Origin of the sequence: Kribbella sp. NPDC058693 (assembly GCF_042715335.1) — a bacterium.
In the GTDB taxonomy this organism is placed as follows: Bacteria; Actinomycetota; Actinomycetes; order Propionibacteriales; family Kribbellaceae; genus Kribbella; species Kribbella jiaozuonensis.
Genome location: NZ_JBHXSQ010000004.1, coordinates 781,368 through 796,280, shown reverse-complemented (window position 1 = coordinate 796,280; position 14,913 = coordinate 781,368). Strand labels below are relative to the sequence as shown.

The window sequence follows — 14,913 nt, the reverse complement described above, 5'->3', positions numbered from 1 at the left end:
AATACCTCACCGCTCGAATGATCACATTCGATCAAGATCGGAACCTGACCGATCAGTTGTTCCGGTGCTCAGCGGTCGGCGCTCAGCGTTGGGTCTCGGGCGCTTGCCGTTGGGCCGCGGGGGCGGTCGCTCCCGCACCCCGCGCACCTTGCCGCTCTGCGCTCAACCGACTGGCCGACGCCAACGGCGGCCCGGACAGCCCGGCCCGGGCCGCGGCCGCAATATCAGGCGGCAAGGCCGGAGCCGCCTGAGTCGGCTGGATCGTTGGAGCTGCCGGAGATGCCGGAGTCGGTGCTGAGGGTGCGGGCGACTGCGGTCCGTCGCCGCGTTCGGGCTGGGCGGTTCGTCGCTGCTCAGCGCCGCGCTGGACCCGCTGGTTCGGCGCCGGCATCTGCCATTGCTTCTTCAGCCGGCTGACCATCTTGGATCCGTCGGCGGCAGCCTGCATGCCGACCGCGCGGCGGGCCTCGGCATCCGCGCTCTCCGGAAGTTTCGCCACCCTGGCGAATCCGGCGTTCATCGCCGCCGCTATCCGCGCGACCGCTTGGTCCCGCTGGTCCGGCGGCATCAGCTCAGGCAGCCGGCTGGCGTCGTACATCGCCTCGGCAGCCACCTTGAACTTCTGGTTCCAGGACGAATGATGAGCACCCGAGATCCGCACGGCAGCGTTCGCCTGCTCGCGCATCAGCTCCCGGAAGCTGGTGACCTTCATCGCATGAGCCGCAACGCACCTATCAGCATCACGAGCGTGTGCTCCAGGGAGCCGATCGCCTGTTCTTCCTCGGGGGTGGCGGCCTCGAGTCGCTCCAGGGCCTGGACGCCCTGCTCCGCGCGGGCCAGGCGCTCGGCCGTGGTGCCGTCGTCGCGGTCGGCCTCGGCGTAGATCCGGCGGGCCTCCAGGATGACCTCGGACGGAGGTTCGCCGGGGTCCTGGGCGATGACGGACTCGATCCCCCCGACCTCCAGCAGCGCGTCGTCGCGGTCGTCCTCGTCGTCGATCTGGTTGGCCAGGGCCCGCAGTCGGGCGATGTCGGCGGTGAGGTCGGCGCCGTTACGGCCGGTGAGGATGATGTCGGCGACCTGTTTGTACTGGACCTCGAACTCGGCGTACTCCATCGCGCGCTCTCCCCGGGTTCCGGTGTAGTCCTCTGGATTTTATCCGGGGACCAGGATGCCGGGGGCGCCGCAGGAGGTGCGGATGTTGAGGGTGGGGAGGAGGCTGAGGTGCTGGGTGGGGGTGGTGGGGGACTGGAGTTTGCGGAGGAGGAGGTCGCAGGCGGTTTCGCCCAGGGCCCGGCGGGCGGGGGAGATCGCGGTGAGGGGTACGACGGCCAGGGAGGCGGTTACGTCGTTGTAGGCGATGACGGCCAGGTCCTCGGGGACGCGTAGGCCTAGTTCCATGGCGCGTTCCACCAGGCGGGCGCCGTGTTCGTCGGAGTGGACGAGGACGGCGCGGGTGCCGAAGGCCTCGCATTCGGCGAGGAAGGCGTCGAGTTGGGTGATGGCGCCGGGGTCGTCGCCGCGCATCGGGAGGTCGACGGGTGAGAGGAAGACCTCGACGCCGAGCGCCTTCGCGGCGGTCTCGATGCCGCTGCGGAGCCAGTACGCCGTGACCGTGGCCTGCAGGTTGATCGCGATCCGGCGGTGACCGAGCGCGACGAAATGGCGCAGCGCCAGCATCGCGCCGTACGCGTGATCGGTGCGGACGTGGTCGTACTCGCGGTTCACGTGCGGGAACCCGAACGCCCGCTCCATCAGCACCACGGGTACGTCGATCTCGTCGAGCCTCGAGTCGAGCCGGTCCGCGTCGCCGTCGCCGAGCGCGGTGCTGATCAGCAGGCCGGCCACCCCGATGCCGAGGACCTTGTCGATCCGGTCGCGCTCCATCGTCGCGTCGTACCCGGAGACGCCGAGGACCAGGCGGGCGCCGTACTTGTCGGCCATCGCCTCGGCGCCGCGGATCACGTCGGAGTAGTACGACGCCGCGCTCGGGACGATGATGCCGATCGTCAGCTGGCTCCCGCGCGCGCCCTGGTCGGCCGTGCCGGTGCCGATCGCGCCGCCGTGCACGCGGCGGAGCAGGCCGGCGGAGTCCAGTTCGGCCAGGTCCCGGCGTACTGTGATCGCGGAGACGCCCAGCTCAGCCACCAGATCGGCCACCCGGAGCCGGCCGTGCCGCCGCAGGCTCCGCAGGATCAGCTCGTGGCGCTCCTGTGCAAGCATGCGGTCCCCTGATCTTCGCGTGATTGTTCGTGATCATACGATCAAGGGACGCCGGACGGAACGAGGAGGCGATCGGTGGCTGCTCCCCCTGGTGCTGGAGGCGCCGGCCGCACCAGCACGGTGCTGACGAAGCTGTCGGTCGTCGGCGACCTGCTGATGCTGCAACTGGTGTTCGTAGTGCTCAGCCTGGGCATCATCACGCTCTTCCCGGCCGCGTTCGCGCTGCAGCGGGTGCTGGCGGACGCGATCAGCCAGGACAAGCCGAAGCTGCTGCGCCGGTACTTCGGGGAGTTCCGCTGGGCGATGAAGCGGTTCTGGCTGTCCGGATTCGGTTTGTACGCCGGTGCCGTGCTGCTCGCGTTCGGCCTGTCGTTCTGGGCGTTCGCGGGCGGGGCGGCGCGGGTGTTCGCACTGGTGGTACTGATTCCGCTTACAGGGATGATCCTCGGGCTCTACCTGAGCGGACTGGCCGTGCTGCCCCAGGCGGGCGACGACGCGACCATGAAGACGGTGTTCCGGTCGGCCAACCTGTTCCTGCTGCGGCGGCCGCTGCCGGTGGCCGGTGGAGTCGTCGTACTGCTCACCTGGTTCGCTCTGGCGTCGCAGGTGCCCACACTGCTCGTTGTCGGGTCCGGACTGGTGCCGGCGCTGACGGCGTACGCGATGTCTCGGCCGCGTCGAGAAAAAACTTCTGAAGACGTGTCAATCTGAGCTCCGCCAGTTCGACGTATGGGTGTAAGGCCCAACAACGACGAACTGCAAGGAGACCTCGAGATGTACGCGACGACCGACACCCTGGCGACTACGCCGGCCACGCAGGGCGGCCGCTCGCGCTGGCTGGCTCTGTACACCCTCTGTGCGGGCATGTTGATGATCGTGCTCGACGTGACCGTGGTGAACGTGGCCCTGCCGGCCATCCAGGACGACCTCGGCTTCACCAGCTCCTCGCTGGCGTGGGTAGTGAACGCTTATCTGATCGCCTTCGGCGGCCTGCTCCTGCTGGCCGGCCGGCTGGGCGACCTCCTCGGCCGGCGGAACATCTTCACCGCCGGACTGGTCGTCTTCACCGCCGCCTCCGTGCTGTGCGGGCTGGCGCAGACGCAGGAGATGCTCGTCATCGCCCGGTTCATCCAGGGCGTGGGCGGTGCGCTGACCTCCGCAGTCATCCTCGGCATGATCGTGACGCTGTTCCCCGAGCCGCGGGAGCAGGCCAAGGCGATCGGCGTGTACGCGTTCGTCGCGTCCGCCGGTGGGTCGATCGGCCTGCTGGCCGGTGGCGTCCTGACGCAGGCCATCAGCTGGCACTGGATCTTCTTCGTGAACCTCCCGCTCGGCGTGCTGACCGCAGTACTCGCGGTGAAGCTGATCGAGAAGGACAAGGGCCTGGGGATCGGCAAGGGCACCGACGTACCGGGTGCTGTGTTGATCACCGCCGCGCTCATGGTGGGTGTGTTCACGATCGTCAAGCCGGCTGCTGAGCTCGGCTGGACCGCTCCGCGGACGCTGGCGCTGGGTGCGGCGACGCTGGTACTGCTGGCCGGCTTCATCGTCCGTGAGGCGACCGCCGCCAACCCGCTGGTGCCGCTGCGGATCTTCCGCTCCAGGACGCTGACCGGTGCGAACCTGATCCAGGCGCTGTCGAGCTCCGGGATGTTCGGCATCTTCTTCCTGGGTTCGCTGTACCTGCAGCGGGTGCTCGGGTACGACGCTCTGGAGATCGGACTGGCCTTCCTGCCGACGACCGTGGTGATGGGACTGCTGTCGGTGAAGTACTCCGAGAAGCTGGTCATGCGCTTCGGCCCGCGTCGCCCGCTGATCGCCGGTCTGTCCCTGATCGTCGTCGGACTGGCGCTTTTCACCCAGGCGCCGGTCGGTGGCAACTACTTCGTCCACGTACTGCCGGTGCTGGTACTGCTGGGCCTGGGCGGCGGCGTCTGCTTCCCGGCGCTGATGGGCCTGTCGATGTCGGACGTGAAGCCCGAGGACGCCGGCCTGGCCTCCGGCCTGATCGGCACCATGGGCGAGGTAGGCGCCGCCCTGGGCCTGGCCATCCTGGCCACCCTCTCCGCCACCCGCTCCGCCACCAGCACCAAGCCGGCCCTACAGGCCCTGACCGACGGCTACCACTTCTCCTTCGCCGTAGCCGCCGCCATCGTCGCCGCTTCAGTAGCCATCGCCGTGACGGTCATGCGCCAGCCCAAGCCGAAGCAGCAGACCGAGCAAACCCCCGAACCCGCCCTCTGCGAAGCCGCCTGACCCCCACCCCAAGCTCCCCGGCGACCCCCACGGTCCCGGGGAGCTTGCTGTGTGTGCACCGGTTGTCCACAGGTGGGGTGGGACGGGTTTCGGGGTGGGGGGTGGGATGGGGAAGGATATGGAGCCCGGCCGGGGCAGAATGTTCGGCGGGTTTGTCGGTAGAGGGGAATCGGACAGTGGTGGTGCAGTCGATCGAGCGGCGGATCGCGGATGAGCTCGAGGTGGGTGAGAACCAGGTGCGGGCGGCAGTGGGCTTGCTCGACGAAGGGTCTACCGTCCCGTTCATCGCGCGGTACCGGAAAGAGGTCACCGGAGAGCTCGACGACGCGCAGCTGCGCACACTCGAGGAGCGGCTGCGGTATCTGCGTGAGCTCGAGGAGCGTCGGCAGACCGTGCTGGAGTCGATCGAGAGCCAGGGCAAGCTCGACGACGCGCTGAAGGCCTCGATCCTCGCCGCGGACACCAAGTCCCGGCTGGAGGACATCTACCTGCCGTTCAAGCCGAAGCGCCGGACCAAGGCGATGATCGCCCGGGAGAACGGTCTGGAGCCGCTCGCCGACGGTCTCATGGCCGACCCGGACGTCGAGCCGTTCGCCGCGGCCGCGGTGTTCGTGAACGCCGAGGTGCCCGACCCGCAGGCCGCGCTCGACGGCGCCCGCGCGATTCTGGTCGAGCGGTTCGCCGAGGACGCCGACCTGATCGGCGAGCTGCGCGAGCGCCTGTGGGAGCAGGGCCGACTGGCCTCCGCCGTACGGGAAGGTAAGGAGACCGACGGCGCGAAGTTCTCCGACTACTTCGACTTCGACGAGCCGTTCACGAAGATGCCGTCGCACCGGATCCTCGCGCTGTTCCGCGGCGAGAAGGAGGACGTGCTGACGGTCTCCGTCGAGCCGCTGCCCGCGGGCGTCGAGGTCGACGGACCGACGGAGTACGAGACGACCATCGCGCGCAAGGTCGGCGTCGAGAACCAGGGGCGCCCAGCGGACAAGTGGCTGGTCGAGACGGTTCGCTGGGCCTGGCGGACCAAGATCCTGGTGCATCTCGGCATCGATCTGCGGATGCGGCTGCGGCAGGTCGCCGAGGACGAGGCGATCCGGGTGTTCGCGGCCAACCTGCGCGACCTGCTGCTGGCCGCCCCGGCCGGCACCCGCGCGACGATGGGCCTCGACCCGGGCTTCCGTACCGGCGTGAAGGTCGCGATCGTCGACGCCACCGGCAAGGTCGTCAACACCGGCGTGATCTACCCGCACGTCCCGCAGAACCAGTGGGACAAGTCGATCGCAACCCTGGCCCAGCTCGCCGCCGCGCACAATGTCGAATTGATTGCCATCGGCAACGGTACGGCGTCGCGCGAGACGGACAAGCTGGCCGGCGAGCTGATCGCCAAGCACCCCGAGCTCAAGCTCACCAAGGCGGTCGTGTCGGAGGCCGGCGCGTCGGTCTACTCGGCGTCCGCGTTCGCGTCTCAGGAGCTGCCCGGGATGGACGTGTCGCTCCGCGGCGCGGTCTCGATCGCGCGCCGCCTGCAGGACCCGCTGGCCGAGCTCGTGAAGATCGACCCGAAGTCGATCGGCGTCGGCCAGTACCAGCACGACCTCCCGGAGAACTCGCTGTCCCGCTCGCTCGACGCAGTCGTCGAGGACTGTGTGAACGCGGTCGGCGTCGACCTCAACACCGCGTCCGCGCCGCTGCTCACCCGGGTCTCCGGCATCACGCCCGGGCTGGCCGACAACATCGTCCAGCACCGCGACGTCAACGGCCCGTTCAAGTCACGTACGGCGCTGCGCGAGGTCGCACGCCTCGGCCCGAAGGCGTTCGAGCAGGCGGCCGGGTTCCTCCGGATCCCCGGCGGCGACGACCCGCTCGACACGTCCAGCGTGCACCCCGAGGCCTACCCCGTCGTACGCCGGATCCTCGACGCGACCGGGTCGGACGTGAAGTCGCTGATCGGATCGTCGGAGCTGAAGCGGCTGAAGGCGGCGGACTTCGTCGACGACATGTTCGGTCTGCCGACCGTGACGGACATCCTCGCCGAGCTGGAGAAGCCGGGGCGTGACCCGCGGCCGGCGTTCAAGACCGCGGTGTTCGCCGAGGGTGTGGACAAGATCGCGGATCTCAAGCCGGGGATGCGGCTGGAGGGTCAGGTCACCAACGTGGCGGCGTTCGGTGCATTCATCGATATCGGTGTGCATCAGGACGGGTTGGCCCACGTGTCCGCGCTGTCGAAGAACTTCGTCAAGGACCCGCGCGAGGTGGTCAAGCCTGGCGACATCGTGAAGGTGAAGGTGCTCGAGGTCGACATCCCGCGCCAGCGGATCTCGCTGACGCTGCGCCTGGACGACGAGCCGGGTGCAGGCGGCGGGCGGCCCGGTGATCGCGGCGCCCGGTCCGGCGGAAACCAGGGCGGCGGCCAGGGCGGCCAAGGCGGTCGCGGTCAAGGCGGCGGCCGTGGCCAGGGTGGTCAGGGTGGCCAAGGGCGAGGCGGCTCCGGCGAGCAGGGCCGCGGCCCGGGCGGCCAGGACGGTCGCGGCGGCGGTCGTGGTGGGCAAGGCGGCGGTCGCGGCGGTCAGGGCGGTCGCGGTGGGAAGCCCGGTGGTCAGGGCGGCCAGGGTCGTGGCGGCAAGCAGGCCGAGACCCCGATGGACGAGACATCGCTCGCCGAAGCATTCCGGAACGCAGGGTTCACAGTTCGCTGATGTCGAAGGGTGACGGCCGGGTCCGACGTACCAGGTGAATCCAACCAGGAGGAGTCTGATGCGCGACCTGATCGTCACCCAGAACATCACAGTCGACGGTGTCATCGAGGCGGGTGACTGGTTCGGACCCGCCGACGGTGGGCCCGAGGTGCTCGAGGCGCTGCGCGAGCAGATGGCGCGAGCGGACGCGTTCCTCACCGGTCGCGTCACGTTCGAGCAGATGCGCGGCTTCTGGCCCGCACAGACGGACGACCCGACCGGCGTCTCGGCGTACCTCAACCAGGTGCAGAAGTACGTCGTGAGCTCGACCCTGCAGGATCCGGGCTGGAAGCCGACCACGATCCTCCACAACCTCGACGAGGTCCGTCGACTGAAGGACAACCCCGGCAGAGACATCGTCTGCACCGGCAGCATCGACCTCACCCACCAGTTGATCGCCGCCGGCCTGGTCGACGAGTACCGCCTCTTCATCTACCCGACTGTGGTCGCCACCGGCCAACGCCTCTTCCCCGACGGCTCACCTCAGACCCTGACGTTGACGAGCAGCACGACCTTCCCCAGCGGCGTCGTCCTGCTCACGTACCGCCCGTAGTCACCGCAAGTCGGACAGGTGGCCGCCAGGGTCGCCCAGGTGTACGGCGGTAGCCCGCGGCGCATAGCCGAGGCGGCGGTACACGCGGTCCGCGCCGTCGTCGCCCGGCGTGAGCCAGGCGAGGGTTGCGCCGCCCAGCCCGAAGGCGTTGCGGGTCGCGTGTGCCGTTGCGATTCCGCCCAGCCCACGCCGCCGATGGCTGTGGATCGTGCCCACGCCGGCGACCTCCGAGACCTCGTCGGCGACCGCGGTCCACGCCGCAGTGGCGGCCGGTACGTCGTCCACATAAACGATCACCGCGCCGCCGTCGGCAGGATCCGGCTTGTACGCGAAGTCGGCGCTGTCCATCTCGTACGCCTCCGCGGCAACCGCATTCGCCACGGCCTGTTCCTCGGGGGTCGACACGACGCGAACGGAAACACCCTCCGGGAGATCGGGAACGATCAGGCCGGCCGGCTCGACCACGAGCAGCGGGAGGTGGGACACGATCGCCATGCCCTCCGCCGCGAGGGCCTCGGCCAGGCCGGGGTTCGCCTCGTCGACGAACTCGGCGTGCACCCAGCGCCCTTCGGCGGCGAACGCCTGGCGGATCGTCTCGATCGCCCACGAGATCTCGTCCGGATCGAACGGTCGCCCAGGGTCAGCCGCGAGTACGCCGGACAGGTACCAGGTGTCGTCGTCGTGCAACATGCCCGCCAACGGCCCCGCAATCACCTGCCGCTTCGACCGCGCCGAACCGGTCAACTGAGCCGCGGCGATCCGCGCACCGATCTCCATGACCCGGACCCTACGATGCGCCGATCACAGCCCGCGAGCGGATAGCACGAGCAGGTCGAGCAGCCGGCCCAGGTCGACCGCGTCCGGCGGACGACCCAGCAACACACCGAGCGAGTCGAGCGTCGCGATCAACTCGCGCCGGACAGCCGCGCGCGACCTGCCATCGGCGAGCGCAGCCACAACCGAGTCGGCCCGATCAGAGTCCGACACCAACTCGGCCCCGACCGACACGGCAGGAGGCGGCACGTCCTCCCCGATCCGCACCTCGAGCTGCGCGCCCAGCGCCGTCGCGAGCCGATCCAGCGCGGCGACCGTGGGGTTGCCCCGGCCGTTCTCCAGGTTCGCGATGTACGGGACGGACAGACCGGCGTCGACGGCCACGGACGCGATGGTCCGCCCGGCCGCCTTCCGACGGTCGCGCAGTACTTCGCCCAACTCCATGAGCACTATCTTCACAGAACACTCTTGCCGTTGTCTATTTCTAGAGGATAGATTCCGGCTTCGTGAGAGATTTCCGGAGACTCTGGTTCAGCGGCGCGGTGTCGGGCATCGGGTCCTGGCTGCTGATCGTGGCGATCCCGTTCTACGTGTTCACGCTGACCGGCTCGACGGTCGCGACCGGACTGACCTTGGCCCTGGAAGCCCTTCCGGCGTTGCTGATCGGCCCCTGGGCAGGCGTACTACTCGACCGCTGGGATCTGGCCCGGGCGATGTGGATCGCGGATCTCGCCAGCGCCGCCGCGGTCGGACTGATCCTGTTCGCCGACCGGGATCACGTCTGGCTGATCTACCTCGCGATCCTGCTCGAGAACACCGCGACCACGGTCTTCCGCCCCGCCGTACGCGCCCTGCTCCCGGCCGTCGTCGGCACGGGCAAGGAACTCGCGACCGCCAACTCCATCAACGCCGTCACCAGCAGCGCGATCCGGCTCGCCGCACCGCCGCTCGGCGCGCTCCTGCTGGCCGGTCCCGGGATCAAGTTCGTGCTGATCGTCGACATCATCAGCTATTTGTTGTCAGCAGCAACCATCGCGACGGTCCGCACCCGCCGGCACCCCACCACCGGCGTACCACCGCGGCCCCTCGAAGGGCTCAGCGCCGCCGTCAGCCACCCAGCGCTCCGCGGCATCCTCATCGGCCAGACCGTCTTCCTCACCGCGAACGCCGGCCTGACCGCACTCCTCGTACCGTTCACCGTCGACCGCCTGCACGCCCCCGGGTACGTCGTCGGCTACCTGATCTCCGGCCTCGGCGCCGGCTACCTCATCGGCGCCGCGCTCAGCACCAGAGCCGCCCGACTGCTCGGCACCCGCGAGCTGCTCACCCTCACCCAGTTCGTCACAGCCCTGGCGTACTTCGCGCTGTTCAACGCCCCCAATGTCCCGATAGCCGTCGCCGCCGCAGTCCTGATCGGCCTGCCCGGCAGCATCCTGCTGATCACCGTCCAGACCACGATCCAGCGGACCGCACCAACCGCCGTCCTGGCCAGCGTCGGCGCACTCTTCTTCGCCGCCGACTCACTCGCCCTGCTGATCGGTGCCCTCGGCGCTCCCGCGATGACGCTCGTCCTCCACCTACCCCTGACCCTCAACCTCATCGCAGCACTAGCCGTCTGCGCAGCAGCCCTCACCCTGGTCGTCGTACCGCGTCACCCACCAAGCTTCACGCGGAAGACCTGACCGCGTCGTACCGGGCTCGCGGTACCGCTGGCGGCCGCCGTGCTGGGAATTTGTCGTCGCGGCCGTTTCGGTGCGTAAGCAGGTCGGTGCAAACGGTTAGCAGGACGTCATAGGTTTTAGCTCTGGTTGAATACCCCACGGCGTCTCCGAATCGTTATCGGCACATTGCTGCAAACATTCTTGACATGGTTTCCCGGATCCCCGGGTACTGGTCGGAGTGGCCGTTGACCTGCGCGTTCGTAGGGTTTCCCTACTCTGCGTTAGGCCTCTGTAAAGGTCCCTTCCAAACTGTTCCGAAGGGCCCGCCGATGTTGTGTTCTTTACTCAGCGCCGGACAAAGCCGTTCGGGGCCAACCACACACTGCTGAAGGAACCGCGATGACCGAGACGCTCGAGACCCCCGCAACGCACCGTCGGGTGCGGGTCTGGTTCGGCGGACATCCCATTGCGGACCACACCACCAGCGTGGAGCAGGCCGGGCAGTACGAGGAAGCCATGCGTCGGCGGTTCGCGTCCCTCCGGGTGACGAGCGAGCCGGTGCTGGTGGACACGGCAGAACGATGACCACCCGGCCGACGTTGCTCGGGTATGTACGGGCCGACGCGCTGAGCTGCGCGGAGGAGCTGGCCGCGGCGACCGATTCACTCGCCGCCTTCGCCAGCGCGGAGGGATTCACCCTCGGCACCGTCTACACCGAGCGCGATGCGGCCGAGTCTGCTGCTTTCCACGCATTGCTCGACGAAGTGAAGCGGTCCGACGTCCGAGCGGTCGTCGTTCCGACCATGAACCATCTCGGCTCGGTCGGTGCGCCGGCGGAGATGCGGCAACACCTCGAGTTCCACCAGGCGCAGGTCTGGACGGTCGACTCGGTAGTGACAACTCCATAGACAAGCGGAGCTGACGTCTTGACCCCTGCATCGGCGTCGGTTCCGCTCTCCACCTCCACAGCTGCACCGGGGATGCCCGGGCGGTAGTGGACCAACAAGGCCCCACCGGCTGCTACCGGTGGGGCCTTGCCCATGTCTGGCTTCACGCGACGATGGTGTATCCGTACCGCTTCATCACCGCGGCGACCGAGTTGTTGAAGATCCCGGTGACCTCGAGCTTGAAGTGCAACTGCACCTTCCGGATCACCCGCTGGAAGTGCAGGTGCCACGGCACGCCCGCCGCCGGGACGGTCTCGGCCTTGGTGATCGCCCCGACCCGCGGATGCGCCGCCCACGCGATCACTCGGGCCCGATCCGCGCCCCACACCCCGGTCATCGCGTCGTGGGTCCGCGCGTACGCCATCGCGGCGAGCGAGATCGTCGAGTCCGGCACCGGCTGCTTCGGCGGGTGTGCCTTCAGGTACAGCTCCCAGGTCATCCCGTAGTACCCGGGCGGCCCGTCGTCCTTGCCGCGGTTGGCCAGCCCGTTGAGCTTGCGGTGGTACTCCGTGACCTGGACCGCCGCGCCGCGGGACAGGTCCTTGTCGCCTACCGCGATCCCGTGCACGTGGTACGGCCAGCTGCCCTGCGCCGGGGTCCGCAGCCACGCGGCGAACCCGACCGCGCGCATCGCCTTCACCACCGCGGCCCGCTGCGCGGCGCTCTTCGTCCGTACGTCGATGTCGACCGCGCCGCCGCCGTCGTGCGTACCGGCCGACGCCTCCACACCACCCTTGTTGTACGAACCCTGCAGGATCGCGAACTTGGACTTGTACAACTGCTCGGCGGCCTCGACCATCGCCACCGTCCGTCTGTTCATCGTGACGCCGCGCCAGGAAATCCTTGCCTCAGGCATCTTTATCCCCGGTCGCCGGGCCGAGGATCAGCTCCGCGTCCTCGGCGGCGCCGAGCGCCTCCAGCTGGTCCAGCTCGTCGTCGGTCAACTCGTCGTCGAACACTTCCGGCATAGCCCCGTTCCTTCCCCCTGATCGATCGCGCGCCGACCCCCGGCGGGCGAAATCGTCATCCAGGGTAGGAGGCTGCCAGGTCAGGCAACCAGCGGCAAAGGTTTGAGGAACGTGAAGTTTCCGTCCGCTCAGCGTGCCGGGGTGTGTGCGAACCCGCGACCTGGGGTACCTGTAGGTGGTCCCGCGGTTCGGTCAGTGCCATTCGGGCATGGGTGGTGTTCACCGAGCCGCGAGTTCTCCCACTGAGGGGCGGGAGAACGACCGGCCCGGCGGGTGTGTCTCTCCCAGGATGCACCCGCCGGGGTACGGGGTCTCACAAAGCGGACGCGACGAACAGGTACCTGTTCAGGCTGAAGAAGTAGCTCGGCCCCAGACTCCGCAGATCGTCCGCCCAGGCACGCGCGTCGTCCTCCGACACGCCGGCGTGACCGGGCACGAAGTCCGACACGATGTCGATCAACCCGGCACTGTACGTGCGCGCGTCGTACGCCGTGTTGAGGATCGGCACCACCTGCTCGTGGGTCAGGGTGAAACCGGACCTGGCCAGTACGTCGGCCAGCGTCCGGGGCAGATGCGGATCGGCCAGATGGTCCTCGAATGCAGTCAGTACCCGGGCCATTCGCTCGTCGTCACTCGACCGCCACACCAGCGAACCCCAGTCCGTGTCGAGCAGTACGACGCGACCGGCCGGCCGGAGCACCCGCCGTACCTCCTCGAGCGCGCGGGCCACGTCGTCGACGTACTCGAAGACCTGGGTCGACACGACCACGTCGAAGCTCTCCGCCGGATGCGGGATCCGTGCGGCCGAGGCCAGCTCCAATTCGATCCCGGGACCGCCGGGGACATCCGTACGGGTGCCCGCGATCGCCAGCATGCTCTCGCTGATGTCGATCCCGCAGATCCGCCCGTCCGGCCCGACCTCGCCGGCCATCTCCGCCGCCAGCAGACCCGGCCCCACACCGACGTCCAGCACGCGGTCCCCCGGCCGCAACGCCAAGGCCGCCCGCACCACCCGTCGCTGCTCGACTACATCCGGCGTCTTGTACACCGACTCGATCTGCCGGGAAAGCCCGGGGTCGAACTGCAACCCGTCAACATCAACCTCTCCGCCCATGTCCGACATCATGGTCTGCGATCCCGTTTCCGGGGAGGCCTTCTGGAAATCGGAAGCGCTGCCCCGGGTTGCCCCGCTACGGTTCCAGGGTGATCCAGCTGCCCGAGACGTTCCTCCAGATGCCAGGTTGGTGGACGCAAGGGCAGGCGTGGCTGGAGTCGTTGCCGCAGGCAGTCGACGCGCAATGCCGCCGCTGGAACCTTGTCATCGCAGGTCCGGTCGCGCACGGGTCGAACGCGATCGTCGTACCGGTCACACGGGATGGCATGGAGCTCGCGTTGCGGATGTCGCTGCCCGGGGACGAGGTGACGAAGCAGGTTCGCGCGCTGAAGTGGTGGGACGGCCGCGGCATGGTCCTGTTGCTCGACGACGATGCCGAGGCCGGGGCGATGCTGCTCGAGCGGTTGTCGACACCGTTGACGACGCGGCCGGTCGACGAGGCGATCGCCGTACTCGGGCAGATGATGCGCAGACTCGCCGTACCCGGGCCGGAGGACGCCCTGTCGACCGCGGACATCGTGACGACGCGGTCGGCCGAACTGGAGCCGCAGTGGGAGCGGCTCGGCCGCCCGTTCGACGTCGCGATCCTGCGCGAGGCGCTCGACGTCGCGCCGACCGAGACCACGTCGAACGCAGCGGTCAACGGCGACTTCCACTCCGGCCAGGTGCTCGCCGGGCATCGGGAGCCGTGGCTGACGGTCGACCCGGTGCTGTATCGCGGCGACATCGAGTTCGACCTCGGCCGCGTGCTGTGGTGGGACCTCGACAAGATGACCGAGATCGTCCCGTACTTCGATCTCGCGGTCCGTGAGGCCGGTCTGGACCGCGACCGCGCCCGCGACTGGGTGATCTGGCGGACGGTCGACTACTGGCTGTGGGGACTGACCTCGGGTCTGACCGAGGACCCGGTGCGTTGCGCCCGGCTGGTCAACGCCCTCTGTAGATGAAGCGGCTGCGCATCATCCGGGGTGTGTCGGCCGCGTTGGGCGCGATCGAGTGCAGGATCCACGGATGGGTCAGGTACACGTCACCGGCCTGACCGGTGAGCTCGATGACACGGACCGGCAACCCGTCAAGATCGGCCGGCGCCATCGGGTCCACCGTGCGCTCCTCCGACGTCAGGTTGCGGAACCACGGGTCTGACCGCAGTACGGCGTCTCGCACGGCTTTGAACTCGCGCTCGTCGGTCGTGGTCAAGAACCGTTCGATCACCTTGTGCGAACCCGCGACCTGTGGTGTCCCGCCGCCACCAGGCTCGAGATCGCCGAGCAACGCCCAGATCTTCACGGCCTCGGGGGCTTCCTCGTAGCCCACGTCGGTGTGCCACTGGCGATGCGGCACGGCCCACGGCACGCCCTCGGGCATCGTGACGAGGACCTGTCCCTGGTGCCTCGGCTCGATCCATTCGCCGAGCAGGCCGTCGAGCGCAGATCGCACCCGCGGGCCGAGGATCGCGTGGGCCGCGCGAGACGACTTCGTGCTCTTCAAACTCGTCGGCCGCGTCGGAGTCCAGGTCGAACGGTCGTCGCGATCCATCCCGTGCCGCGCGGACAGCTCGTCCCACAACCCGTCCCGCATCCGCGCGGCATCGTCGGCGGAGAACGCGGACGGGAGCTTCACGATCCCGTCGCGCTCGAACACATCCAGCTCTTCGGCGGTGAGCATCCGCCCATGCTGCTCCG

At 68.8% G+C, this 14,913-nt stretch carries 16 protein-coding genes; 8 read left to right on the top strand and 8 right to left on the bottom strand.

The features are described from left to right. Nucleotides 1–82 precede the first annotated feature (82 nt). The 3 genes from ACFWUU_RS30180 to ACFWUU_RS30170 are packed head-to-tail and all read right to left on the bottom strand — an operon-like array spanning nucleotide 83 to nucleotide 2,223. Nucleotides 83–712, bottom strand: coding sequence for a hypothetical protein (locus tag ACFWUU_RS30180; RefSeq protein ID WP_380180429.1), 630 nt, complete (start codon nucleotides 710–712; stop codon nucleotides 83–85). After that, nucleotides 709–1,116 (bottom strand): hypothetical protein, encoded by a 408-nt coding sequence (locus tag ACFWUU_RS30175; RefSeq protein ID WP_380180427.1) that lies wholly within the window; start codon nucleotides 1,114–1,116, stop codon nucleotides 709–711. Before ACFWUU_RS30175 ends, ACFWUU_RS30180 begins: the two co-directional genes overlap by 4 nt. Before the next feature lie 39 nt (nucleotides 1,117–1,155). Then, nucleotides 1,156–2,223, bottom strand: a complete 1,068-nt coding sequence (locus ACFWUU_RS30170; protein WP_380180425.1) for a substrate-binding domain-containing protein — start codon at nucleotides 2,221–2,223, stop codon at nucleotides 1,156–1,158. A 75-nt stretch (nucleotides 2,224–2,298) separates the two neighbouring features. On the opposite strand from ACFWUU_RS30170, the gene ACFWUU_RS30165 reads away from it, so the two are divergent. The 4 genes from ACFWUU_RS30165 to ACFWUU_RS30150 all read left to right on the top strand — a co-directional run bounded on the left by ACFWUU_RS30165 (nucleotide 2,299) and on the right by ACFWUU_RS30150 (nucleotide 7,767). After that, on the top strand, nucleotides 2,299–2,934 hold the full coding sequence (locus ACFWUU_RS30165) for a DUF624 domain-containing protein (protein WP_380180423.1): 636 nt from the start codon (nucleotides 2,299–2,301) through the stop codon (nucleotides 2,932–2,934). Between the two features lie 63 nt (nucleotides 2,935–2,997). Then, nucleotides 2,998–4,479, top strand: coding sequence for a DHA2 family efflux MFS transporter permease subunit (locus tag ACFWUU_RS30160; RefSeq protein ID WP_380180421.1), 1,482 nt, complete (start codon nucleotides 2,998–3,000; stop codon nucleotides 4,477–4,479). 179 nt (nucleotides 4,480–4,658) lie between these two features. Further along, on the top strand, nucleotides 4,659–7,175 hold the full coding sequence (locus ACFWUU_RS30155) for a Tex family protein (protein WP_380180415.1): 2,517 nt from the start codon (nucleotides 4,659–4,661) through the stop codon (nucleotides 7,173–7,175). A gap of 58 nt (nucleotides 7,176–7,233) precedes the next feature. Further along, nucleotides 7,234–7,767 carry a dihydrofolate reductase family protein gene (locus tag ACFWUU_RS30150; protein ID WP_380180414.1) on the top strand — a complete coding sequence of 178 codons (534 nt, stop codon included), beginning with the start codon at nucleotides 7,234–7,236 and terminating at the stop codon, nucleotides 7,765–7,767. Here ACFWUU_RS30150 and ACFWUU_RS30145 read toward each other — a convergent pair whose 3' ends face one another. Continuing rightward, nucleotides 7,768–8,544, bottom strand: a complete 777-nt coding sequence (locus ACFWUU_RS30145; RefSeq protein WP_380180413.1) for a GNAT family N-acetyltransferase — start codon at nucleotides 8,542–8,544, stop codon at nucleotides 7,768–7,770. Nucleotides 8,545–8,568: 24 nt separating this feature from the next. Then, the gene (locus ACFWUU_RS30140) at nucleotides 8,569–9,000 is read right to left on the bottom strand and encodes a helix-turn-helix domain-containing protein (RefSeq protein WP_380180412.1); all 432 of its coding nucleotides are present in this window, start codon (nucleotides 8,998–9,000) and stop codon (nucleotides 8,569–8,571) included. Nucleotides 9,001–9,047: 47 nt separating this feature from the next. On the opposite strand from ACFWUU_RS30140, the gene ACFWUU_RS30135 reads away from it, so the two are divergent. The 3 genes from ACFWUU_RS30135 (at nucleotide 9,048) to ACFWUU_RS30125 (ending at nucleotide 11,110) form a co-directional block, all read left to right on the top strand. Then, entirely contained in the window at nucleotides 9,048–10,223 is a 1,176-nt protein-coding gene (locus ACFWUU_RS30135; protein WP_380180404.1) for an MFS transporter, read from the top strand. Between the two features lie 378 nt (nucleotides 10,224–10,601). Then, entirely contained in the window at nucleotides 10,602–10,787 is a 186-nt protein-coding gene (locus tag ACFWUU_RS30130; protein ID WP_137252037.1) for a hypothetical protein, read from the top strand. Then, on the top strand, nucleotides 10,784–11,110 hold the full coding sequence (locus ACFWUU_RS30125) for a recombinase family protein (protein ID WP_137252036.1): 327 nt from the start codon (nucleotides 10,784–10,786) through the stop codon (nucleotides 11,108–11,110). Before ACFWUU_RS30130 ends, ACFWUU_RS30125 begins: the two co-directional genes overlap by 4 nt. Before the next feature lie 142 nt (nucleotides 11,111–11,252). On the opposite strand, the gene ACFWUU_RS30120 is transcribed toward ACFWUU_RS30125, so the two are convergent. Next, complete coding sequence (locus ACFWUU_RS30120; RefSeq protein ID WP_380180381.1) at nucleotides 11,253–11,969, bottom strand: hypothetical protein; 717 nt, start codon at nucleotides 11,967–11,969, stop codon at nucleotides 11,253–11,255. Between the two features lie 461 nt (nucleotides 11,970–12,430). Then, nucleotides 12,431–13,231 (bottom strand): methyltransferase domain-containing protein, encoded by an 801-nt coding sequence (locus ACFWUU_RS30115; protein WP_380180379.1) that lies wholly within the window; start codon nucleotides 13,229–13,231, stop codon nucleotides 12,431–12,433. Nucleotides 13,232–13,320: 89 nt separating this feature from the next. On the opposite strand from ACFWUU_RS30115, the gene ACFWUU_RS30110 reads away from it, so the two are divergent. Further along, nucleotides 13,321–14,178, top strand: coding sequence for an aminoglycoside phosphotransferase family protein (locus ACFWUU_RS30110; protein ID WP_380180377.1), 858 nt, complete (start codon nucleotides 13,321–13,323; stop codon nucleotides 14,176–14,178). Here the strand turns inward: ACFWUU_RS30110 and ACFWUU_RS30105 are convergent. Beyond that, the gene (locus ACFWUU_RS30105) at nucleotides 14,159–14,896 is read right to left on the bottom strand and encodes a phytanoyl-CoA dioxygenase family protein (protein WP_380180375.1); all 738 of its coding nucleotides are present in this window, start codon (nucleotides 14,894–14,896) and stop codon (nucleotides 14,159–14,161) included. The two genes, ACFWUU_RS30110 and ACFWUU_RS30105, sit on opposite strands and share 20 nt — an antisense overlap. Between the last annotated feature and the right edge of the window lie 17 nt (nucleotides 14,897–14,913).